Source organism: Cellulomonas massiliensis JC225 (assembly GCF_000312005.1).
Taxonomy (GTDB): domain Bacteria; phylum Actinomycetota; class Actinomycetes; order Actinomycetales; family Cellulomonadaceae; genus Cellulomonas; species Cellulomonas massiliensis.
Map to the genome: position 1 here is coordinate 600,637 of NZ_HE978588.1, position 21,862 is coordinate 622,498.

Below are 21,862 nucleotides of genomic sequence, written 5' to 3' on the forward strand. Positions count from 1 at the left end.
AGCACCGCCGGGCACCTGCCGCCGTCGTGGCGCCGCTCGGCGACCGCGCTCGTCGGGCGCGACGAGGACGTCCGGCACGTCGAGGAGGCGCTGCGCGCGGCCCCGCTCGTCACGGTCGTCGCCACCGGCGGCGCGGGCAAGACGCGCATCGCGGCGGAGGTCGCCCGCCGGGCGGCGGCGGAGGCGCCGGTGCGGGTCGTCGAGCTCGCGGGCCTGCGCTCCGGAGCCGAGGTGCTGCCCGCCGTGCTGGCGGCGATCGGCGGCGGCGACGCGACGGCCGCGCACGCCGACCTGCAGCTCGAGCGCCGGCTGATGTCCGAGTCGGAGCGGATCGGCGTCGCGGCGCAGGACCTGGACGGGCTGCTCGTCGTCGACAACTGCGAGCACGTGCTCACCGCGACGGCCGACGTGGTGGCGGAGCTGGTCGCCGTGACCCCGCCGGGGTTCGTCGTGCTCGCCACCAGCCGCGCGCCGCTGGGCGTCGTCGGCGAGGTCGTGCACCACCTCGAGGCGCTGCCCGACGACGACGCGCTTGCCCTGCTCGAGACCCGCGCGCGCGCCGGGCGCGCGACGCTCGGCTGGGACCGCGAGCGCGCGCTGGAGCTGGTCCGCCGGCTGGACCGGCTGCCGCTCGCGATCGAGCTCGCCGCGGCCCGGCTCCGGTCGATGAGCGTGGACGACGTGCTCGACGGGCTGCGGGACCGGTTCGGGCTGCTCGACGACGCGCTGCGCGGCCTGCCGGAGCGGCACGCGAGCCTGTGGGCGATGGTCGACTGGTCGTGGACCCTCCTCGACGACAAGGGACGCGAGCTGATCGACCGGCTCGCCGTCGTCCCGGCGCCGTTCACCGCGGAGACCGCCGCGGCCGTCGCGGGGCGTGGCCTGCTCGACGTCCGCCGGGACCTCGCCGCGCTGGTCGACCAGTCGCTGCTCGTGCTCGACGAGGGCGAGGGGCCGCCGCGGTACCGCATGCTCGAGACGGTGCGCGAGTACGCCGGCACGCGGCTCGACGCGTCCGGGCACCGTCCGCAGGCGATGGCGGGGCTCGTCGCGTGGGCCACGGAGCTCGCCGACGAGCAGCGGCCCCGGCTCGTCGGGCGGACGCAGGTCGCCGCCCTCGAGCGGTGCACCCGCGAGCAGGACTCGCTCGTCGCCGCGATGCGGTGGGCGCTGGAGCACGACGACGAGGCGTCGGCGCACCGAGTGGCCGCGACGCTGTTCATGCTGTGGACGGTGCGAGGCCTGCACAGCGAGGTCATCGCCTGGACGCGGCGGCTCCTGTTCGCCGACGACGGCCCCGCGCGGGCCCGCTCCGCGCTGCTGCACGGGGAGGGCGAGCGCCGCGTGCCGGCCGACCCCCTCGTCATGACCGCCCTGCTCGGCGGGCTGAACTCCGGGATCTCCGGGGAGCTGCGCTGCGGCGCGCTCGCGAAGCGGGTGCTCGAGCGCACGCTGCCCGCCCGGGCCGCGGAGCTCACGCCGCGCACGGCGGCCATCGCGTCCCTGTTCGAGGTGTTCGGGGACTTCGACCTCGCCGAGACGTCCTCCACCGCCGAGCGGCTCGAGGCGTCGGGCGACACCTACCTCGTCGCGCTCGGGCTGTTCCTGCGCGCGGCGGCGGAGGAGAACGCCGGCGAGCGGGACGCGGCCAGCGAGCACGCGCGCGAGGCGTACGCGGCCTTCGAGCGGATCGGCGACGAGTGGGGCATGGGCATGGCCGCCCAGGGCATCGGCCAGTGGGGCACGCAGCGCGACGACCCGGAAGCCGCGCACTGGCTCACCGTCGGCGCGCGCCACCTCGAGCTCGTCGGCGCGGCGCAGGACGCGCGCTCGGTGCGGGTCCTGCTCGACGTGCACCGCGCGGTGGACGGCGACGACGAGGCGCTGCGCCGGCTGGAGGCGCTGGCCGCCTCCCCGCAGTCGGAGCCGATTGACGTCGGGCAGGCGCTGCTGGGCCTCGCCGACGTGGCGCTGCGCCGCGGCGACCTGGCGGCCGCCCGGTCGCGGGGCGAGCAGGTGCTCGCCCAGCTGCGCTCCGGCGCCGTGCCGATGCCGCAGCCCCGCGTCGTGTTCGCGGTGGCCGCCGCCTCGCTGCTGCTGTTCACCGGCGGGCCCGAGGGCGTGGAGGTCGCGCGGGCCACGCTCACGCAGGCCGGCGCGGACGCGGTCGCGGCCGTCGACGCCCCGATGCTGGGCTCGCTCGCCCTCGGCTGGGCGCACCTCGAGGCCCACGCCGGCGACCCGCAGCGGGCGCGTGAGCTCTGGCGCCTGGGCATGCGGCTCGGGGCGCGGCTGGAGTCGGTGTTCGACCTCACGCTCGACGAGGTGGCGACCCGGGTGCTCGGCGACGCGGACGAGCGCCGCCGGCTGGCCGACGAGCTGCGCGGCGTGCCGGCCCGCGAGGCGGCCGGCCGTGTCCGGGCGCTCCTCGAGCTCTGACCGCGTCGCCGGCCGCCCTCACCGCGCCGGCGCAGCTCCCACCACGGCGAGCAGCTCCAGGCGCGCGTGGCTCTCGGAGCCCGGCACCGCCGTGTAGACGAGCAGGGAGTGGGCCTGCTCGGGGTCGTGCAGCACCTGGCACGTGAGCTCGAGGTACCCGACGGTCGGGTGCAGGTAGCGCTTGGTCTCACGCGGCCGGAGGCCGACCTCCTGCCGGTCCCAGGCCTCGCGGAACTCCTCGCTGCGGGCGAGCAGCAGCTCGACGAAGCCCGCGGCGCGCGAGCCGGGGCCGCGGCGGCCCGCCACCTCGCGGAGCCCCGACGCGTACAGCCGGGAGTAGAACGCGTGGTCCTCGGGCGGGTGCATCGCCCGCGCGGCGGGGTCGGTGAACCACCGGTACCCGAGGCTGCGGGACGGCCCGGTGCGGACGCTCGCGTCGCCCAGCAGCGCCGCCCCGAGCGGCGACTGCCGCAGCGTCTCCCCGAGCTCGGTGACGACCTCGGCGGGCGTGTCGGCCAGCCGGTCCAGGACGCGCAGCATCCCCGGGCTCACGTGGTCCCCGCCGGGCCCCCGCGGCGGCGGCTGGTGCCCCGCGAGGCGGAACAGGTGGTCCCGCTCGTCCCGCGAGAGGTGCAGGCCCTGCGCGAGGGACGCGACCATCTGCTCGGACGGCTGCGGGCCGCGCTCGCGCTCGATCCGGGCGTAGTAGTCGGCCGAGAGGTGGCACAGGGCGGCGACCTCCTCGCGGCGCAGCCCGTCCGTCCGGCGGCGCACCCCGCGCGGCAGCCCCACGTCCTCGGGTTGCAGCGCGGCGCGCCGGGAGCGGAGGAACGCGGCCAGCCCGGGTCGGTCGATCATCTCCGCATCCTCGCCGAGCCACGGCCCCCGCAGCCACGGATCGTCAGGCCGTGGCTGACGTCGCCGAGGTGCGTCACGGTAGGGGCGGGCACCGAGCCGGTGCCCTCCACCCGAGAGCAGGAGCCCCCATGCCCCGCAGGCAGCCCGACGTCACCCTCCCCGACCTGACGGGCCGCAGGTCCGTCGTGACCGGCGCGAGCGACGGGATCGGGCTCGTGATCGCGACCCGGCTCGCGGCCGCCGGCGCCGAGGTCGTCATGCCCGTGCGCAACGCCGACAAGGGCGAGGCCGCGGCCCAGCGGATCCGCGACGAGCACCCCGGCGCCCGGGTGGTCCTCGAGGAGCTCGACCTGTCGTCCCTCGCGTCGGTCGAGAAGCTCGCGGCCCGGCTGCTCGACGACGGGGCGCCGATCCACCTGCTCGTCAACAACGCCGGCGTGATGACCCCGCCCGAGCGGCGGACCACGGCCGACGGCTTCGAGCTCCAGCTCGGGACGAACCACCTGGGTCACGTCGCGCTGACCGGGCGCCTGCTGCCGCTGCTGCGGGACGGCCGCGCCCGCGTGACGACGCAGACGAGCATCGCGGCGCGCAGCGGCCCCATGCGCTGGGAGGACCTCGACGAGGAGCACGACTACGACGCGATGCGCGCCTACCGGCGCTCGAAGCTCGCGTGCGCACTCTTCGGCCTCGAGCTCTCGCGCCGCAGCCGCGCGCAGGGCTGGGGGGTGACGAGCAACGTGTCGCACCCGGGCGTCGCGCCGACCAGCCTGCTGGGCGCCCGGCCGGAGCTCGGGCGGCCGGACGACACGCGCGAGGTCCGGACGATCCGCTGGCTGTCGGCGCGGGGCCTGCTGGTGGGGACCGTGCGCAGCGCGGCGCTGCCCGCCCTGCTCGCCGCGACCGCGCCCGACGGCGACGGCGAGTTCTACGGCCCCACCTGGCCGGGCAGCGCGGGCGGCCCGCCGGGGCGGCACCGCCTGTGGGCCCCGCTGCGGAACACCGAGGACGCCGCCCGCCTCTGGTCGCTCTCCGAGGAGCTCACCGGCGTCACCTTCGGCTGAGCCGCGGACGACAAGGCGCCCGCCGGCACGGACCGGCGGGCGCCTCGTCGCGACGTCAGACCTTCTTCTTGTACGCCCGCAGCGCCAGCGGCATGAACACCGCGACGAGCCCGACGCACCACGCGAGCGTCCACCAGACGTGGTTCCCCATCGGCGTGCCGAGGAACAGCCCGCGCATCGACTCGACGAGGTGGGTGAGCGGGTTGACGTTGACGAACCCCTGCATCCAGCCGGGCAGGTCGCCCGTCTGCACGAAGACGTTCGAGCCGAAGCTCAGCGGCAGGATGAGCAGGAACATGATCCCCTGCACGGAGCCGGAGGTCCGGACGATCATGCCGATCCACACGGACACCCAGCTGAGGCAGACGGCGAACAGGATGGCGAGCAGGCAGCCGGCGAGCATCTGCCCGACGTCGGTCTGGATCCGGAAGCCCATCGCGTAGCCCGTCGCCAGCGTGACGACGGTGACGATGACGTACCGCACGACGTCGCCGGTGACGGCGCCGAGCAGCGGTGCGATCCGCGGGATGGGCAGCGACTTGAAGCGGTCGAAGATGCCCTTCTCCATGTCGGTGTTGAGGTTCACGCCGATGGCGATCGCCCCCTGCGCGATGGTCTGCGCGAGGATGCCGGGCAGCAGGAACAGCAGGTAGTCGCTCGTGCTGCCGGCGACGGCGTTGCCGAAGATCGTCACGAAGATGGCCAGGAAGATGATCGGCTGCAGCGTGACGTCGATCAGCGCCTCGGGCGTGCGCCACGTCTTGATGAGGCTGCGCCGCGTGAGCGCGGCGGTGTGCCGGACGAGCGCGAACGGCTTGCGCGGCCGCGCGGCGGCGGGCGCCGGGCCGCTCGGGACGGGCCGGCTGGGGCTCAGGGTCGTGGTGGTCATGCCGCCACCTCCTCGTCGGACGCGGCCGTGCGGCCGGTGAGCGTGAAGAACACCTCGTCGAGGCTCGGCAGGTGCAACGAGAGCTCCGTGACGGCGATCCCCGACGAGGCGAGGCGGGCGACGGCCTGCGTGAGCGCCTCGTCGCCGGCGACCGGCACGGCGAGCATGCCGTTGCGGATCTCGTCCGCGCGGGCGCCGGCGGCGACCTCGGCGAGGATCGCGGCGGTCTCGGCGAGCCGGGCCGGGTCGGCGGGGCGGACCTCGAGCGTCTGGCCGCCGACGACGCGCTTGAGCCCGTCCGGGGTGTCGTGCGCGATGACGCGGCCGTGGTCGATGACGGTGATCTCGTCCGCGAGCGCGTCCGCCTCCTCGAGGTACTGCGTGGTCAGCAGCACGGTCGAGCCGTCGGCGACGAGCGAGCGCACGACGTCCCACATGTCCTCGCGCTTGGCGGGGTCGAGGCCGGTCGTCGGCTCGTCGAGGAAGATGACGTCGGGGCGCCCGACGAGGGACGCGGCGAGGTCGAGACGGCGGCGCATGCCGCCGGAGTAGGTCTTGGCGGGCCGGTCGGCGGCGTCGGTGAGGTCGAACCACTCGAGCAGCTCGGCGGCGCGCGCGCGGGCGCCGGCGCGGCCCAGCTCGAGCAGCGTGCCGAACAGCACGAGGTTCTGCCGACCGGTGAGGTCCTCGTCGACCGAGGCGTACTGGCCGGTCAGGCCGATGGACTGCCGGACGCGCTCGGCGTCGCGCACGACGTCGAAGCCGTTGATGCGCGCCGAGCCGGCGTCCGGGGTGAGGAGGGTGGACAGGATGCGGACGGACGTCGTCTTGCCGGCGCCGTTGGGGCCGAGCACACCGAGCACGGTGCCGCGGCGGACGGAGAGGTCGACGCCCTGCAGCGCCTTCGTCCCTCCGAAGTGCTTGACGAGGCCCTCGGCCTCGATCACCAGGTCTGTGGTCATGGGACCACCGTGGGCCCCCGCGCTGACGCGCCGCTGACACGCCACCGACACGCGGCCGACGGGGTGGTGCCGGCCTTGGCCTGATGCTCGCGGGGCGTCAGTCCCGGTCGTTGCGCCGGTCGGCGGGTGGCGCCGGGTTCGCTGCCCGGGAGAGCCCCCGCACGTACGCGCCGTCCTCGGCGCGCTGACGCTCCCGCTCGCGCCGGGCCAGGTAGTCGACGCCGTCCGCGAGCCGGATCAGGCCGACGAGAGCCGCCACGAACGCGACGGTCCACGCCACCTGGCCCGCGACGGCGGCGGCGGTGTTGCCGGCACCGACCAGCTGGAGGAGGAACGCCGCCACGGCGAGCGCCGCGGCCAGGACGAACGGGGACTTCGACGTCTGCTGCTGCTCCATCGCGGCGGCGCTCCCTGGGGTCGCGGGTACAGGCGTGCCCAGAGTGGCACGGCCCGGTCGTCCGCGAGGCAGGTTCGGTCAGCCGCGGCCCGCGGGGCGCCAGAGGACGACGGGAGCACGGCCCGACTCGATCTGGGCCGGGCGGCGGGGCGTCGCGCCGGGGCGGTGGGCGACGACGTCGCCACTCCGGTCGGCGGTGAACACGCGTCGGCCGGGCTCGACGAACGAGCGCAGGAAGTCCACCTGCCGCTGCAGCCGCTCGACCTGCAGCTCGAGCTCGAGGATGCGCTTGATCCCGGCGAGGTTCACGCCCTCGTCGTGCGAGAGCCGCTGCACCTCGCGGAGCGCGGCGATGTCGCGCAGCGAGTACCGCCGGCCGCGCCCGCGGGTGCGGCCGGGCGAGACGAGCCCGAGCCGGTCGTACTGCCGCAGGGTCTGCGGGTGCATGCCGGCGAGCTCCGCGGCCACCGAGACGGGGAACCGCGGGGTGTCGTCGTGGGTGGGGGCCATCAGGGCCTCGTCACTGCCGCGCCGAGGCGAGCAGGCCGGCGCGCGGGTCCTCGCCCGAGGTCGCGATGCCGAACGCCTGCACCGCCTCACGCGCGGCGGCGGTGAGCTTCTGCGGCACGACCACCTGCACCGTGACCAGCAGGTCGCCGGTCCCCCGCGACGTCGCGACGCCCTTGCCCTTGACGCGCAGCACGCGCCCGGACGGCGTCCCCTCGGGGATCCGCACCTTGACGGTCGACCCGTCGATCGTCGGGACCTCGATGGTGGCGCCCAGCGCCGCCTCGTCGAAGGCGACCGGGACGGTGATCCGCAGGTTGTTCCCGTCGAGCGAGAACACCGGGTGCGGCGTCACGTGCACGGTCACGACGAGGTCGCCCGCGGGCGCCCCGGCGTCGCCGGGCAGGCCCTTGCCGCGCAGGCGGATCTTCTGCCCGTCGCGCACGCCCGCCGGGATGCGGGCCTTGATGGACCGGCCGTCGAGGCCGAGCGTGACCTCGGAGCCCTCGACCGCCTGCCGGAACGGCAGGGTGACGGCGGCGGTCAGGTCGGCGCCGGGCTGCGGCCCGCGCTGGAACCCGCCGCCGCCCCCGAAGAGGCCTCCGAGCAGGTCCTCGAACCCGCCCGCGCCGGCCCCCGGGCCGCCCGTCTGGTACCGGACGCGCGAGCCGCCGCCCTGGCCGAACATGCCGCCGAAGACGTCCTCGAAGCCGCCGGCCCCGCCCCGGCCGCCCGCGGTGAAGCGGGCGCCGCCGGTCATCGCGCGCAGCTGGTCGTACTGGCCGCGCTGCTCGGGGTCGGACAGCACGGAGTACGCCTCGCCGACGTCCTTGAACTCGGCCTCGGCCTTGGCGTTGCCCGGGTTGTGGTCCGGGTGCTTCTCCCGGGCCAGCTTGCGGTACGCCTTCTTGATCGTCGCGGCGTCCGCGTCCTTGGAGACGCCGAGCACCGCATAGAAGTCCTTCTCGAGCCAGTCCTGCCCGGTCACGGCGCCTCCCTCCTTCTCGTCCTCGTGGTGATCAGGCCTCCGGGTCGACGACGGCCACGCGGGCCGCCCTCAGGATCCTGTCGGTCGTCCGGTAGCCCGGCTGGAGCACGTGCTGCACGGTCGGCTCGGTGACGTCCGCCGAGTGCGCGTGCATGAGCGCCTCGTGCACGGCCGGGTCGAACGGCTCGCCGACGGTGCCGTAGCGCTCGACGCCGAAGCGCGTGAGCGTCGCCTCGAGCTTCTCGGCGATCGACTGGAACGGCCCGGTGAGGTCGCCGTGCTGACGCGCGAGCTCGATGTCGTCGAGCACCGGGATCAGCGCCTCGGCGACCGCCGCGACGCCGCGGTCGTGCGCGGCGCCGGCCTCGGCCTTGGAGCGCTTCACGTACGCGTTGTACTGCTGCTCGAGGTTGTACAGCGCCGCGTTCGAGCGCTGCAGCTCCTCGAGCCGCTCCGCCGCCAGCTTCTGCGTCTCGACCAGCCCCTCCAGGACGACCTCCTCCTCGGCACCCGCGACGGCGGCCTGCGCGTCAGCGAGCACCTGCTCCTCGGGCGTGCGGACCTCACCCGTCTCCGGGTCGATGCGCCGCTTGTCCGTGAATCGCGGCGTGTTCTCGGGGTCGCCCCCCGGGCCCTGCTCGGGCCCGGGGCTCGTGCTCTCGTCCGTCACTTCTTGTCGTCCTCGTCCACGATCTCGGCGTCCACGACGTCCTCGTCCGCGTTCGACGAGGCCGCCGGCTGGTCGTCAGCCGGGGCGTCGGCCGTGGCCGAGCCCTGGTTCGCGTAGAGCGCCTCGCCGATCTTCTGCGCGGCGGTCGACAGCGCGGCCGTCTTGTCCTTCACGACGTCGGCGTCCGTGCCCTCGAGCGCGGTCTTGAGCTCGGCGACCGCGGCCTTGACGTCGGTCTTGACGTTCTCCGGCAGCTTGTCGTCGTTGTCGACGAGCAGCTTCTCCGTCGAGTAGACCAGCTGCTCCGCGCTGTTGCGGGTCTCGGCCTCCTCGCGGCGCTTCTTGTCCTCCGACGCGTGCTCCTCGGCCTCGCGCACCATCCGCTCGATGTCCTCCTTCGGGAGGGCCGAGCCGCCGGTGATCGTCATCGACTGCTCCTTGCCCGTGCCGCGGTCCTTGGCGGACACGTGCACGATGCCGTTCGCGTCGATGTCGAACGTGACCTCGATCTGCGGCATGCCGCGCGGGGCCGGCGCGATGCCGGTCAGCTCGAACGTGCCGAGCGGCTTGTTGTCCCGCGCGAACTCGCGCTCGCCCTGGAACACCTGGATCAGCACGGACGGCTGGTTGTCCTCCGCCGTCGAGAAGATCTCGGACCGCTTGGTCGGGATGGCCGTGTTGCGCTCGATGAGCTTGGTCATCACGCCGCCCTTGGTCTCGATGCCGAGCGACAGCGGGGTGACGTCGATGAGCAGGACGTCCTTGCGGTCGCCCTTCATGACGCCGGCCTGCAGCGCGGCACCGACGGCGACGACCTCGTCGGGGTTGACGCCCTTGTTCGGCTCGCGGCCGCCGGTGAGCTCCTTGACGACCTCGGTGACCGCGGGCATGCGGGTCGAGCCGCCGACGAGCACGACGTGGTCGATGTCGGAGAGCTTGATGCCGGCGTCGCGGATGACCGCGTTGAACGGCGCCTTCGTCCGGTCGATGAGGTCCTGCGTCATCTCCTGGAACTTGGCCCGCGTGAGCTTGGTGTCCAGGTGGATGGGGCCGTTCTCGCTCATCGAGAGGTACTGCAGCGAGATGTTGGTGCTCGTCGCGGACGAGAGCTCCTTCTTCGCCTGCTCGGCGGCCTCGCGCAGACGCTGCAGCGCGATCTTGTCCTTCGACAGGTCGACGCCGTTCGCGTTCTTCACCTCGGCGACGAGGAAGTCGACGATCCGGTTGTCCCAGTCGTCGCCGCCGAGCCGGTTGTCACCGGACGTCGCGCGGACCTCGATCGTCGAGAAGCCGTCGTCGTCCTTGCCCACCTCGAGGAGGGAGACGTCGAACGTGCCACCGCCGAGGTCGAAGACGAGGATGAGCTCGTCCTCCTTGCCCTTCTCCAGGCCGTAGGCCAGGGCCGCCGCGGTGGGCTCGTTGATGATGCGCAGGACGTTGAGGCCCGCGATGGTGCCCGCGTCCTTCGTCGCCTGGCGCTCCGCGTCGTTGAAGTACGCGGGGACCGTGATGACGGCCTCGGTGACGGGCTCGCCGAGGTACGCCTCGGCGTCGCGCTTGAGCTTGGAGAGCACCCGCGCGGAGATCTCCTGCGCGGTGTACTTCTTGTCGTCGATCGAGACCGACCAGTCCGTGCCCATGTGGCGCTTGACGGACGTGATCGTGCGGTCGACGTTGGTGACGGCCTGGCGCTTGGCGATCTCGCCGACCAGGACCTCGCCGGTCTTGGAGAACGCGACCACCGACGGCGTCGTGCGCGACCCCTCGGCGTTGGCGATGACCGTGGGCTCGCCACCCTCGAGGACGGCGACCACCGAGTTCGTGGTGCCCAGGTCGATGCCGACTGCTCGTGCCATGTGTGTTCCTTCTTCCTGGAGCCGCGGGGCGGGCTCCGTGCGTGGAGTGCTCGAAGTCTTGAGCCCGTCTGGCTCAAGTCTGCGGCGGGGTCGCCGTCAGAGCAAGCCGGACGAGGTGAAGTTGAGTCTGCTTGGCTCAACCTCGGGCGGCCGCGTCGCATTCCCGCGTGTCCACTGGGATGCCGGCGCCCTGGCCGTCCGTCGGCGTGCGAGCAGCGGCTGCAGTCGCGCTGAGCGAGCGTCCTACGATCACGCGATGAGCGGAGCGGAGCGCGACGACGGCTCGACCGGCTCGACCCCGGGCGAGCGGGCGGACCGCCTCAAGGAGAGGCTGTACGTCACCTTCGCGGCGCTCGGCGTCGTGCTCGCTCTCCGGTCGCACGGCGCCGGCGTGCCTGCCCGTGAAGCGGCCACGACGCTGACGATCACCATCGGCGGTGCGCTCCTGGCCGTCCTGCTGGCGGACGTCGTCTCGCACCTCGCAGCGCACGGGTCGCTCCCGACGGTGCGCGAGGCGCGGCACATGGTCGCCGTGTCGGCCGGTGCGGCGGGCGTCCTCGTCCTGCCGCTCGTCTTCCTCGGGCTCGCGGCGAGAGGCGTCTGGGACGTGGGCGGCGCGCTCCGGGCCTCGACGATCGTCCTGCTCGTGAGCCTGGCGGTGATCGTCGGGTTCGCGGTGCGCCGGATCGCCCTGCCGGTGTGGCAGCGGGTCCTGCTGCTGGCCGGCATCGTCGCCGTCGGCGCTGGCGTGGTCGCGCTGGAGCTGCTCGCGCACGGCGCCTGAGGCTCGCCCACCCGGCGCACGCGCGATCCACACGGCTTTCGATGGCCGGCCCCCCGGCGTCAGCCCTCGCCGGCGAGCATCGTGCGGAGCTCGCTGATGCGTCCGTCACGGACGGTGATGACGTCGATCCCGCGGACGACCGGCTCGTCGGGCGGCCCGAATCTCCAGGCGAGCGCACCGGCGCCGGTGCCGACGTACCGGGGGCCGTCCTCGACGAACTCGAACGTGGCGGGAGTCCTGCCGAGCAGCGCGGCCGCCCGCTCCTCCAGGGCGTCGCGGCCCGTGACGGTCCCCTCCGGGTCGGTGAAGGTGACGTCGTCGGTGTAGGTCTCGTCGATCGCCCGGCGGCGGGATTCCGCGTCCCGGACGTTGAAGACGCGGTACAGGTTGGCGTCGAGCAGCTCACTGACGTCGGCCATGGGACCTCCCCTGGAGTGGGCGCACACGCGCGGTGTCCCGGATCCTCGCGCCCGTCGCTCGGGCATCGTCGCACGCGCCCGTCCGTCCGGGTCAACAGGGCGACGGGCCACCCACAGGGGGTGACGCCCTCGTCGTGGACGGTGTGAACTGACACCACCCAGGACGGGAGGACGACGTGGCGACAGCAGGCGCTCAGGACGGCCCGCCGGGACCGGCGGGAGTGTTCCACCGAGTCGCTGACACGTACGACGCCGTAGGCGTGCCGTGGTTCGGACCCATCGCGGCGCACCTCGTCGCGGAGCTCGACGTCCGACCTGGGGAGCGCGTGCTCGACGTCGGGTGCGGGCGCGGCGCGGTGCTGACCCGCGTCGCGGAGGCCGTCGGGCCGGAGGGCTACGCGCTCGGGATCGACCTGGCCCCGCGCATGGTGGAGCTCACCGCGCGCGACCTCGCCGACCTGCCGCACGTCGAGGTGCGGCTGGGCGACGCGTCGGCGCCCGACCTGCCGCCGCGCTCGTTCGACGTCGTCGCGGCGTCCCTCGTCCTGTTCTTCCTCCCCGACCCGGTCGCGGCGCTGGCCGCGTGGCGCGACGTGCTGGTGCCGTCCGGACGCGTCGGCGTCTCGACGTTCTCCGGGCAGGACCCGCGGTGGCGCGCGATCGACGAGCTGTTCTTCCCGTTCCTGCCGCAGGCGATGCTCGACGCGCGGACCAGCGGGTACAACGGCCCGTTCGGCTCCGGCGAGGGCGTGGAGGGCCTGCTGCGCTCGGCCGGGCTGGTCGGCGTGCGGACGGTGTCCCGGACGATTGAGGCGACGTTCCGGGACGCCGAGCACTACGTCGAGTTCTCCCGGTCGCACGGGCAGCGGGCGATGTGGGACCACGTGCCGGCGAACACGCTCGACGACCTGCACGACGAGGTGGTCCGCGCGGCCGGGGCCTCTGCCGGTCCGGACGGGCGGATCACCTTCCAGCAGGACGTGCGCTACACGCTCGGCGCGCGCGAGGGCTGACGAGCGCCGGGACCTTGAGCCCGACTCCACCGGCGCAGCAGACTGGCCGGATGCCTCACCTCGGCCACGGCAAGGTGTGCCATCTCGCCATCCCGGCGTCGGACGCCGAGACCTCGGCGCGCTTCTACGAGCGCGTCTTCGGCTGGCGGATGCGTCGCCAGGGCGGCGTGATCACGTTCGACGACGGGGTCGACGAGGTCAGCGGTCACTTCGTCCCGGCGCCTCCGGGCTCGGGCGGGATCCTCGTCTTCGTCTGGGTCGACGACCTCGACGACGCGATCGAGCGCGTCACGGCCGCCGGCGGCTCGATCGAGGCAGCGCCCGGGGTGGACCCCGGGGAGCTGACCGCGCACTTCCGCGACCCGGCCGGCAACCTGCTCGGGCTCTACGAGGAGCCGCGGCAGGGCGCCTGACCCGGCTCCCGGCTCAGATCAGCTCGACGCGGTCCGCCTGCGGGCCGCGGTCGCTCTGGCGCACCCGGAAACGGACGCGGTCGCCCGGCTCGAGCACCTCCGCGTCGCGGACGACGGAGACGTGCACGAACAGGTCCGCGCCTCCGGCGTCGGGGGTGATGAAGCCGAAGCCGCGGTCCGCGTCGTAGCGCGCGACCACGCCCTCACCGCCGCGCGCGGACGCGTCGCCCCGCGCCGGCCGGTCCGACCGGCCACGGGTCGCAGCCGGCGCGCTGCGGCGCGGCGGCCCGCCGACGAGCCGGACCTGGCGGCCCTGCGGCCCCCGCTCGCCCGCCTCGACGTCGAAGGTCACGCGGTCGCCCTCGACGAGCTCGGTGACCCCCATGAGCGAGCGCGCGTGGACGAACAGGTCCTCGCTGCCGTCGTCGGGCGCGACGAACCCGAAGCCCTTGCCCGCGTCGTACCAGGTGACGGTGCCGTCGGCGCCGTCGTCCGCCGCCGGCCGGGCGGCCTCGGCCCCCAGCGGCAGCAGGTGGTCGGCCTGCGGCCCGCGCTCGCCGGGGACGACGAGGAAGGCGACCCGCTGCCCCTCGGAGACCACCCCGCCGCCCACGATGGCCGAGCTGTGGAGAAAGATCTCGGCGCCGCCGCCGTCGGGGGCGACGAACCCGTAGCCCTTGGCCGGCTCGTACCAGCTGACCGTGCCGAGCACGCCCAGCGCCGCACCCGCGGGCACGTCGCCGGTCACCCGGACGTGGCGGGCCACCGGGCCGCGCGGACCCTCGCCGAGCTCGTACTCGACCTCCTGCCCCTCGCGGAGCACCCTCGGCCCGTCGTCGCCCACGATCTCCGACGCGTGCACGAACAGGTCCTCGCCCTCGTCGCCGACGTCGAGGAACCCGAACCCCCGCTCGGGGTCGAACCACCGGACAGATCCCTGGGGCACAGCGCGCTCCTCGTCGACGACGGACGTTCCTGACGTCCAGTGTCCCCGACCCGGGCGCGGGCGGCGCGCCTCAGGGCTGAGGCACCCGCCGCTGCTCCCACTGCTCGCGGGTGATCTCGTACCGGTACCCGCCCAGCTCGGCGCCCTCGACCGCCAGCATGTCCTCGGGCGTCTCCAGCTCCCGCACGACCGTCATCCCGACCTTCTCCATGACGTGCTGCGACGGCCGGTTCAGCGCCATCGTCTCGCCCCAGACGACCCGGACGTCCAGCTCGGTGAACGCCTTCCTCAGCAGCGCCTCGGACACCTCGGTGGCGTAGCCCCGACCCCAGTCGGCCTGCCGGAGCCGGTACCCGAGCTCGGCCTCGTCCAGCGGGCCGCCGCGCTCGGGGCGCAGCAGGAACCAGCCGAGGAACGCGTCGGTCGCCGTCTCGTACGCCGCGAAGACCCCGAAGCGACCGCCCCACCGCTCGTAGCCGGTGAGCAGGCTCGGCAGGACGAGCTCGTGGACGACCTGCGGCGGGGTCGGCTCGCCGCCGGAGAGGTAGCGCATGACGGCGGGGTCGCTGTCCAGCTCGACGAGCAGGTCCGCGTCGTCGGCGCCGAAGGGGCGCAGCGTCACGCGGTCGGTCTGGAGGTAGGGGTCCACGGTCGCAGCATGCCGGAGCGGCGACCGTCAGGAGAGCGGATATCGCGACGCCGGGGGGCTGTCCGGCGGGTGCCGGCCGGGTTCATCCTGGGGCGATGACCCAGCCGGCGGACGACGCGGTGCTGCGCGCGTACCTGAGCTACCGCGACGCCCCCGCGACGATCGACTGGCTCTCGGCGCTCGGGTTCGAGGTCGTCGCGAGGTACGACGGCGACGACGGCCGGGTGGTCCACTCCGAGCTCCGGCTCGGCGACGCCGTCGTCATGGTGGCGTCCGACGACGAGCCCTACGAGGTCCCCGGCCTGCGCGGCGTCTCCGTCGGCGTGGGGCTGTACCTGCAGACCGCGGGCGTGGACGAGCTGCACCGGCGCGCGGTCGCCGCCGGCGGGCGGTCGGTCCTCGACCCGCACGACACCGAGTGGGGGACGCGACGTGCCCGCGTGCTCGACCCGGGCGGCCGCGAGTGGTCGTTCGGGAGCTACGCCCCCGGCCAGGGCGCCTGACGGCGCGGCGACGCCCGGCCGCCGCCCCGCCGGTGCGTCACAGCCGGCGGTACTCCTCGTCGGTCACGTGCTCCAGCCACGTCACGACCCGGCCGACCGCGTCCGCCTCCTGCATCGCGACGTGCGCCATGAACCGGTCCGCCGTCGCGCCGTGCCAGTGCTCCTCGCCGGGGGCGATCCGCACGACGTCACCCGGACGGATCTCCTGGACGTCCCCGCCGCGGCGTGCGACGTACCCGATGCCGTCGGTGACGTAGAGCGTCTGCCCCTTCGGGTGGTGGTGCCAGGCGGTGCGCGCGCCGGGCGCGAACCGCACGTGGGCGCAGCCGATCGCCGACTCCTCGTCGGGGTCCCGGACGCCGTCGATGAAGACGGTGCCGGTGAACCAGCCCTCGGGGCCGGCGACCGAGCGGCCGCCGCTGCGGGTGATCTCCATGGTCGTGCCCTCCGTCGTCGTCGTTCCGCCAGCGCTCAGAGCGTCAGCAGGACCTTGGTGGCCCGTCGCTCGTCCATCGCCCGGTAACCCTCCGCCGCCTGCTCGAGCGGGAGCGTCAGGTCGAACACCTTCCCCGGGTCGATCACGCGGTCCCAGATCAGCTTCACGAGCTCCGGCAGGAACCGCCGTACGGGGGCCGGTCCGCCGTGCAGGTGCACGCCGGAGAAGAACAGCTCCTCGCCGTCCAGCGTGACATCGTGCGAGACGCCGACGAAGCCCACGTGCCCGCCCGCGCGGGTCGCACGGATCGCCTGTGTCATCGACTCCTGGGTCCCGACCGCCTCGATGGTGGAGTGCGCGCCGAGACCGCCGGTGAGCTCCTTGATCCCGGCGACGCCCGCGTCCCCGCGCTCCTCGACGACGTCGGTCGCCCCGAAGTGGCGGGCGAGCGCCTGCCGGTCGGCGTGCCGGGACATCGCGATGACCCGCTCGGCGCCGAGCTGGCGCGCAGCCAGGACGGCCAGCAGGCCGACGGCGCCGTCGCCGACGACCGCGACGGTCCTGCCCGGGCCGGCCTCGGCGGCGACGGCCGCGAACCAGCCCGTGCCGAGAACGTCGGACGCCGCCAGCAGCGACGGGATCAGATCGGGGTCCGGCGTGCCCGGCGTCGCGACGAGCGTGCCGTCGGCGTGCGGGATGCGGGCGTACTCCGCCTGCGCACCGGGGACCGCGCCCGGCCCGCGGTGGACGCAGTGCGTCTGGTAGCCGGCCCGGCAGATCTCGCAGGTGTTGTCGGACGAGAAGAACGAGCCGACGACGAAGTCGCCGACCTTGACGTCGCGGACGGCGGAGCCGACCTCCTCGACGGTGCCGACGTACTCGTGGCCCATCGGCTGGTGGTCGACCGCGTCGGCGCCGCGGTAGGGCCACAGGTCGGACCCGCAGATGCAGGTCGCGGCGAGCTTGATGACCGCGTCGGTCGGCTCGACGATCGTCGGCCGCTCGGTCTCGTCGACCCGGACGTCGCCCGGGGCGTGCATGACGACTGCGCGCATGGTGGTGCCTCCCTGTCGGTGTCGCCTCCAGGAGACGACGCCCGCCGGCCGCCGGGGAGTCCCTGGCGTGGGGTGTACCGCTGGTGCACCCCACGCCGTGGCCTGTCTCGCGGCCGCCGCCCGGCCTACGGTCGTCGTATGGACAACCGGGCGGACGTGCGCGAGTTCCTCGTGTCGCGGCGGGCGAAGGTCACGCCGGAGGCGGCGGGCGTGGTCGGCTCCGGGCAGCGTCGTGTGCCCGGGCTGCGGCGCAGCGAGGTGGCCGCGCTCGCCGGGGTGAGCGTCGAGTACTACGCGAAGCTGGAGCGGGGCGCGATCGGGGGCGCGTCGGCGTCCGTGCTCGACTCCGTGGCGCGCGCCCTGCAGCTCGACGACACCGAGCGCGCGCACCTGTTCGACCTGGCCCGCGCCGCCGACGGCATCCCCCTGTCGGGCCGGCCGCGCCGGCGCACCGCCCGATCGTCGACACCCCGGCCGAGCCTGCAGTGGGCGCTCGCGGCGATCACCGACGCCGTCGCGTTCGTCCGGGACCAGCACCAGGACCTGCTCGCCACCAACGCGCTCGGCCGCGCCTTCTACTCACCGGTGCTCGGCGGCGGCGGCCGGACGCCCAACCTCGCCCGCTTCCAGTTCCTCGACCCCGCGGCGCGGGAGTTCTACCCGGACTGGGACCTGTTCGCCGAGATGTGCGTGGCGATCATGCGCGCGGAGGCCGGGCGCGACCCGCACGACACGGGCCTGCAGGATCTCGTCGGCGAGCTGTCGACCCGCAGCGACGTCTTCCGCCGCCTCTGGGGCGCGCACGACGTGCGCACGCACGGCGCGGGCACCAAGCGGTTCCACCACCCCGTCGTCGGCGACCTGACGCTCGCCTACGAGGAGCTCGCGATCACCGCCGAGCCCGGTCAGGTGCTGATGGTCTACACGGCCGAGCCCGGCTCCCCGTCCGCCGAACGCCTCCGCCTGCTCGCGTCGTGGGCGGCCGAGCCCGCGCGGCCCTAGGCCGCCGGGGAGCTCAGGCGCGCCCGGATGACCTCCGCGGCACCGGGCCGGCTCACGTAGCCGACCGCGATGCCGACGACGACGCCGATGAGGGTCTCGATGCCGCGGTCCGCCAGCAGCTCGCGGGTGGGCACGGGCAGCACCAGGTGCACCATGAGCAGCGCGAGCGGCGTGACGAAGACGAGCGCGAACGCGTAGTTGCGGCCGACGAACAGCTCGGCGGCCGCCTGCAGCACCGCGACGACGAGGACGAGGACGAGCCCCTGGACGTCGAGGGCGAGCAGCGCCCACGCGACGAGGAGCCCCAGGCCGGTCCCGACCACGCGGTGCAGGCCCCGGGTGAGCTGGGCACCGAGGTCGCGCGCGACGAGCGGAACCACGGCGGACACCATCGCCCAGTAGGGCCGCCCGATGCCGGCCGCGGTCGCGATCGTCCCCGCGAGCAGCACGCCGGCACCGGACTGCGCGGCGTACCGCGCCAGCCCCTCCACCGCGCCGCCGATCGGCCTCCCGGGCCCCTCCGCCGTGACGCCGCGCACCCGCCGGACCGCCGGGCCGACGGACCCGACGAGCACGGCGAGCAGCGCGGACGCGGCCGAGACGAGCACCGCGGGCAGCAGGTCGGCGGGCGTGGCGGGCGCCGCCGCGACCGTCGCGAACGCGAACACCTGGAACAGCGCCCCGGGCGGGTGCCAGCCGCGGATCGCCGATCCGGCGGACACGCCGGCGGCCAGCAGCGCGGCGACGGGGACCGCGAGCCACGCGCGCGCGTCGAGCAGCGCGACCAGCACCCCCAGCGTGACGACGACGACCTGCGTGACCCCGGCCTCGACCTGCAGGGCCAGCCGCGCGCGGTCGGTGCGCTCACGGCCGTACAGCGAGGTGAACGCGCCGAACGCGGCGTAGATCGACCACTCCAGGTGACCGGTGCCCCACAGGACGAGGAGGGGCACGAGCACGGAGACCGACGCGCGCAGCGCGACGCGGTGGGCCCCGGCGTGGGGGCCGAACGCCAGCAGTCCCCCGAGCAGCCCCACCCGATCACTGTCGCACGCCTCGTCCGCCGCGCCGCGCGGGGGGATCAGCGCGAGCGGCGGGCCTCCATGGCCTCGCGCAGGAGCGTGCGGCCGTCGGCGAGCGGGCCGAGGTGCGCGAGCTTGTCGGGGTTGGTGACGCTGCGGATCGCCTGGACGCGGCCGTCGGCGATGTCGAGCACCATCGACACCACGACGCTCCCGTCCGGGCCGCGGACGATCGCACCCGGCTGGCCGTTGATCTCGCACTCGTCGAGCGCGACCCCCACGGCGGTGAGCGACGGGGCGGTCGCCGCGACGAGCCGCGCGACGTGGTCGACTCCCACGAACATCCCCTTGCCCCACAGCGGGCCCTTCCCGCCGCCGTCGGCGACCATCTGCACGTCGGCGGCGAGCAGCTCGCGCAGCGAGTCGACGTCACCGGCGCGCACGGCGTCGAAGAAGCGGCCCGCGAGCTCCTCCCGCTCGCGGCGGTCGACCTCGAACCGGGGACGCCCCTCGTGCATGTGCCGTCGCGCCCGCGACGCGAGCTGGCGGCACGCGGCCTCGCTGCGGCCGACGGCGGCGGCGACCTCGTCGAAGTCGAACCCGAAGACGTCCCGCAGCACGAACACCGCCCGCTCCAGGGGGCTCAACCGCTCCAGGAGCAGGAGGGCGGCGGTCGAGAGCGAGTCGGCGAGCTCGGCCGCGCGCTCCGGCTCCTGGTACGGGTCCTCGAGCAGGGGCTCCGGGAACCACGGCCCGGGGTACGCCTCGCGGCGCACCCGGGCCGAGCGCAGGACGTCGAGGGAGACGCGGGTGACGATCGCCGACAGGTAGGAGCGCACCGACGTCGGCTCGACGCCGGACGCGTCCCACCGCAGCCACGTCTCCTGCACGGCGTCCTCGGCCTCGCCCACGCTGCCCAGCAGCCGGTACGCGATCGAGAACAGCAGGGGGCGCAGCTCCTCGAACTGCTCGGCGCGGCTCACGCGACCACCTTGGCCTGCGCCTCGGCCGCCGTCACCTGCTGCGCCCGCGCGAGCACCCGGGCACGCGCCGACGACGACGGGAACCGCGCCGAGCCGGCCCGGTGCGCCTCGTGCACGAGCGACTGCAGGACCTGGCGGGTGACCTGCTCCTTCAGCAGCCCGCCCGCGCGGCCGGGGACGAACAGCCCGACGGCCGTGTCGTCGGCGTGGGACACCTGGAACGTGCCCGCCCGACGTCCGAGCGAGACGCACTGCCCGAGGAACCGGTTGTCGAGCGGCTCGGGCGTGCGGCCGGCGAGGCGCGCGAGCACCGTCTCGGCCGCCCGCAGCGCGAGCGGGAGGGCGGCCTGGCAGCTCGCCCGCAGCGGCACGCCGGACGGGGCGACCGCGTCGCCCGCGCCGACGACCCGCTCGTCGTCGACGCTCGTGAGCGTCTCGTCGGTCAGCAGGCGCCCCTCGGCGTCGGTCGTCAGGCCGCTGCGGGACGCCAGGTCGGACACCTGAAATCCGGTCGCCCACACCGGGAGCCCGACGAGCTCGCGGCCGTCGTCCAGCACGGCGGAGCCCTCGCCGACCCGCGTCACCCGGCTGCCCTCGAGCACCGTGACCCCGAGCCGCGCGAGCTGCCGGGCGAGCGAGCGTCGCGCCCGCGGGTGGAAGGTGGGCGCCAGGAGGCCGCCGCACACGAGCGTGACGACGCGCCCGCTGTCGGCCAGCTCGGCGGCCGTCTCGATCCCCGTCGACCCGCCGCCGACGACGACGACCGGCGCGTCGGGCGCCGCCTCCAGCGCCTCGCGCAGCCGCGCCGCCGCCTCGAAGGTGCTCACCGGCAGCGCGTGCTCGGCGACGCCGGGGACGCCACCGTCCGCCCAGCGGCTGCCGACGGCGTACACCAGCCAGTCGTACGCGAGCTCGTCGCCGCCCGCCAGGACGACCCGGGCCCGGGCCACGTCGATCCGCGCCGCCTCGTCGACGACGAGCCGCACCGTCGGCGCGAGGACCTCCGCGTAGTCGTGCAGCGCCTCGCCCGTGCCGCTCGCCAGCTGGTGCAGGCGCAGCCGCTCGACGAACTGCGGCCGAGGGTTGACCAGCGTGACCGAGACGCCGTCGCTGCCGGCGAGGTGGTTCGCCGCCATCACGCCGGCGTACCCGCCGCCGAGGACCAGGACCTGCGTGCTCATGAGGGTTCCTCCCGTCCGTGCCGTGCGCCGCAGCGGCGCTCTCGGTCACGAGACGAGACAGCCCGCCGCGGTGTGACATCGGGGCCGGCGGCGCGCGCGGGCGCAGGGCCGGGAGGTCAGGGGCGCCCGACGTCGACGATGCCGTTCTCGTACGCCCGGACGACGGCCTACCGCGGTGGTTGCATCGACGGGTGCCACCGCCGTCGCGCCGGGCCCGCCGGCGCGGGCGGTCAGCGGCGGACGGCGTACCGCAGCCAGGCGCTGCCGTTCGCGAACGTCCGCTGCTCGAGGAGCTCGAGGTCGAGCCGCAGGCCGTCGGGCCAGAACCGCAGGCCGCCGCCGACGGCGACGGGCGCGAGGTACGGCTGCACCTCGTCGACGATGCCGGCGAGCAGCGCGTGGGCCGCGAGCGTCGGGCCGTCGATCGTGACGTCGTGGTCCGCGGCGTCGACGAGGGCGCGCACGGCGGCGGGGTCGAACGTCCGCTCGACGGTCGTGCGTGCCGTGGTCGGCTCCTGCAGCGTCGTCGAGTACACGACCTTGGTGGCGGCCTGCCAGACCTCGGCGTAGTGCCGGACGAACGGCGGCGGGTCCGGGGCCTCCAGCGCGGTCTCCCAGAACGACATCGTCTCGTACATGCGCCGGCCGTACAGGTAGGTGCCGAAGGCGCGGCTCTGCTCGGAGACGAAGTCGTGCAGCTCCGGGTCGAGCGCGCCGCCCCAGTCGCTGCTGCCGGACGCGTCGGACGCGTAGCCGTCGAGCGAGGTGAACATCGAGTAGACGAGGTGTCCCATCGCTCCACCGTAGGGACGGTCGCGCCTCTTGA

24 protein-coding genes are annotated in these 21,862 nt (G+C 74.8%); 7 read left to right on the forward strand and 17 right to left on the reverse strand.

Annotated features, from left to right (window positions below; all coding sequences use genetic code 11):
- Positions 1-2,439 (forward strand): ATP-binding protein (locus HGCM_RS19600; protein WP_019135376.1); only part of this gene is annotated, 2,439 nt, incomplete at its 5' end.
- Between the two features lie 18 nt (positions 2,440-2,457).
- Here HGCM_RS19600 and HGCM_RS02840 read toward each other — a convergent pair.
- Complete coding sequence (locus HGCM_RS02840; RefSeq protein ID WP_019135377.1) at positions 2,458-3,297, reverse strand: helix-turn-helix transcriptional regulator; 840 nt, start codon at positions 3,295-3,297, stop codon at positions 2,458-2,460.
- A 128-nt stretch (positions 3,298-3,425) separates the two neighbouring features.
- Between HGCM_RS02840 and HGCM_RS02845 the strand changes: the two genes are divergently transcribed.
- Entirely contained in the window at positions 3,426-4,361 is a 936-nt protein-coding gene (locus tag HGCM_RS02845; protein ID WP_019135378.1) for an SDR family oxidoreductase, read from the forward strand.
- Positions 4,362-4,416: 55 nt separating this feature from the next.
- Here HGCM_RS02845 and HGCM_RS02850 read toward each other — a convergent pair whose 3' ends face one another.
- From HGCM_RS02850 to dnaK, 7 genes are all read right to left on the reverse strand, one after another.
- Entirely contained in the window at positions 4,417-5,250 is an 834-nt protein-coding gene (locus HGCM_RS02850; RefSeq protein ID WP_019135379.1) for an ABC transporter permease, read from the reverse strand.
- Positions 5,247-6,212 carry a daunorubicin resistance protein DrrA family ABC transporter ATP-binding protein gene (locus HGCM_RS02855; protein ID WP_026075223.1) on the reverse strand — a complete coding sequence of 322 codons (966 nt, stop codon included), beginning with the start codon at positions 6,210-6,212 and terminating at the stop codon, positions 5,247-5,249. Before HGCM_RS02855 ends, HGCM_RS02850 begins: the two co-directional genes overlap by 4 nt.
- A gap of 97 nt (positions 6,213-6,309) precedes the next feature.
- Positions 6,310-6,609 carry a hypothetical protein gene (locus HGCM_RS02860; protein WP_019135381.1) on the reverse strand — a complete coding sequence of 100 codons (300 nt, stop codon included), beginning with the start codon at positions 6,607-6,609 and terminating at the stop codon, positions 6,310-6,312.
- A 78-nt stretch (positions 6,610-6,687) separates the two neighbouring features.
- Positions 6,688-7,119: a heat shock protein transcriptional repressor HspR gene (locus tag HGCM_RS02865; RefSeq protein ID WP_019135382.1), complete on the reverse strand. Its 432-nt coding sequence runs from the start codon at positions 7,117-7,119 to the stop codon at positions 6,688-6,690.
- A gap of 10 nt (positions 7,120-7,129) precedes the next feature.
- Positions 7,130-8,104 (reverse strand): DnaJ C-terminal domain-containing protein, encoded by a 975-nt coding sequence (locus tag HGCM_RS02870; protein ID WP_019135383.1) that lies wholly within the window; start codon positions 8,102-8,104, stop codon positions 7,130-7,132.
- Positions 8,105-8,135: 31 nt separating this feature from the next.
- On the reverse strand, positions 8,136-8,774 hold the full coding sequence (locus tag HGCM_RS02875; protein WP_019135384.1) for a nucleotide exchange factor GrpE: 639 nt from the start codon (positions 8,772-8,774) through the stop codon (positions 8,136-8,138).
- Entirely contained in the window at positions 8,771-10,630 is a 1,860-nt protein-coding gene (dnaK, locus tag HGCM_RS02880) for a molecular chaperone DnaK (protein WP_019135385.1), read from the reverse strand. The genes HGCM_RS02875 and dnaK overlap by 4 nt, the downstream gene beginning before the upstream one ends.
- A 256-nt stretch (positions 10,631-10,886) precedes the next feature.
- On the opposite strand from dnaK, the gene HGCM_RS02885 reads away from it, so the two are divergent.
- Positions 10,887-11,414 carry a hypothetical protein gene (locus HGCM_RS02885; RefSeq protein WP_019135386.1) on the forward strand — a complete coding sequence of 176 codons (528 nt, stop codon included), beginning with the start codon at positions 10,887-10,889 and terminating at the stop codon, positions 11,412-11,414.
- A 59-nt stretch (positions 11,415-11,473) separates the two neighbouring features.
- Here the strand turns inward: HGCM_RS02885 and HGCM_RS02890 are convergent, their stop codons facing one another.
- Positions 11,474-11,833, reverse strand: a complete 360-nt coding sequence (locus HGCM_RS02890) for a nuclear transport factor 2 family protein (protein ID WP_019135387.1) — start codon at positions 11,831-11,833, stop codon at positions 11,474-11,476.
- A 260-nt stretch (positions 11,834-12,093) separates the two neighbouring features.
- Between HGCM_RS02890 and HGCM_RS02895 the strand changes: the two genes are divergently transcribed.
- Both HGCM_RS02895 and HGCM_RS02900 read left to right on the forward strand, forming a co-directional pair.
- Positions 12,094-12,846, forward strand: coding sequence for a class I SAM-dependent methyltransferase (locus tag HGCM_RS02895; RefSeq protein WP_019135388.1), 753 nt, complete (start codon positions 12,094-12,096; stop codon positions 12,844-12,846).
- Positions 12,847-12,896: 50 nt separating this feature from the next.
- Positions 12,897-13,259: a VOC family protein gene (locus tag HGCM_RS02900; RefSeq protein ID WP_019135389.1), complete on the forward strand. Its 363-nt coding sequence runs from the start codon at positions 12,897-12,899 to the stop codon at positions 13,257-13,259.
- A gap of 13 nt (positions 13,260-13,272) precedes the next feature.
- Here HGCM_RS02900 and HGCM_RS02905 read toward each other — a convergent pair whose 3' ends face one another.
- Complete coding sequence (locus tag HGCM_RS02905; protein WP_026075225.1) at positions 13,273-14,205, reverse strand: cold-shock protein; 933 nt, start codon at positions 14,203-14,205, stop codon at positions 13,273-13,275.
- Between the two features lie 70 nt (positions 14,206-14,275).
- Positions 14,276-14,854 carry a GNAT family N-acetyltransferase gene (locus HGCM_RS02910; protein WP_019135390.1) on the reverse strand — a complete coding sequence of 193 codons (579 nt, stop codon included), beginning with the start codon at positions 14,852-14,854 and terminating at the stop codon, positions 14,276-14,278.
- Positions 14,855-14,949: 95 nt separating this feature from the next.
- On the opposite strand from HGCM_RS02910, the gene HGCM_RS02915 reads away from it, so the two are divergent.
- A complete protein-coding gene (locus tag HGCM_RS02915) occupies positions 14,950-15,357 on the forward strand; it encodes a VOC family protein (RefSeq protein WP_019135391.1) in 408 nt (135 codons plus the stop codon).
- Positions 15,358-15,394: 37 nt separating this feature from the next.
- On the opposite strand, the gene HGCM_RS02920 is transcribed toward HGCM_RS02915, so the two are convergent.
- The gene (locus HGCM_RS02920) at positions 15,395-15,793 is read right to left on the reverse strand and encodes a (R)-mandelonitrile lyase (protein WP_019135392.1); all 399 of its coding nucleotides are present in this window, start codon (positions 15,791-15,793) and stop codon (positions 15,395-15,397) included.
- Between the two features lie 35 nt (positions 15,794-15,828).
- On the reverse strand, positions 15,829-16,848 hold the full coding sequence (locus HGCM_RS02925; protein WP_019135393.1) for a zinc-dependent alcohol dehydrogenase family protein: 1,020 nt from the start codon (positions 16,846-16,848) through the stop codon (positions 15,829-15,831).
- Between the two features lie 138 nt (positions 16,849-16,986).
- Here HGCM_RS02925 and HGCM_RS02930 point away from each other — a divergent pair, with 138 nt between their 5' ends.
- A complete protein-coding gene (locus HGCM_RS02930; protein WP_019135394.1) occupies positions 16,987-17,850 on the forward strand; it encodes a helix-turn-helix transcriptional regulator in 864 nt (287 codons plus the stop codon).
- On the opposite strand, the gene HGCM_RS02935 is transcribed toward HGCM_RS02930, so the two are convergent.
- The 4 genes from HGCM_RS02935 to HGCM_RS02950 all read right to left on the reverse strand — a co-directional run bounded on the left by HGCM_RS02935 (position 17,847) and on the right by HGCM_RS02950 (position 21,830).
- The gene (locus tag HGCM_RS02935; RefSeq protein WP_019135395.1) at positions 17,847-18,887 is read right to left on the reverse strand and encodes an FUSC family protein; all 1,041 of its coding nucleotides are present in this window, start codon (positions 18,885-18,887) and stop codon (positions 17,847-17,849) included. The genes HGCM_RS02930 and HGCM_RS02935 overlap by 4 nt on opposite strands.
- Before the next feature lie 44 nt (positions 18,888-18,931).
- Positions 18,932-19,855 carry an RNA polymerase sigma-70 factor gene (locus HGCM_RS02940; protein WP_019135396.1) on the reverse strand — a complete coding sequence of 308 codons (924 nt, stop codon included), beginning with the start codon at positions 19,853-19,855 and terminating at the stop codon, positions 18,932-18,934.
- Entirely contained in the window at positions 19,852-21,036 is a 1,185-nt protein-coding gene (locus tag HGCM_RS02945) for an NAD(P)/FAD-dependent oxidoreductase (RefSeq protein ID WP_019135397.1), read from the reverse strand. The genes HGCM_RS02940 and HGCM_RS02945 overlap by 4 nt, the downstream gene beginning before the upstream one ends.
- A gap of 230 nt (positions 21,037-21,266) precedes the next feature.
- Positions 21,267-21,830 carry a dihydrofolate reductase family protein gene (locus tag HGCM_RS02950; protein ID WP_019135398.1) on the reverse strand — a complete coding sequence of 188 codons (564 nt, stop codon included), beginning with the start codon at positions 21,828-21,830 and terminating at the stop codon, positions 21,267-21,269.
- Positions 21,831-21,862: the final 32 nt, after the last annotated feature.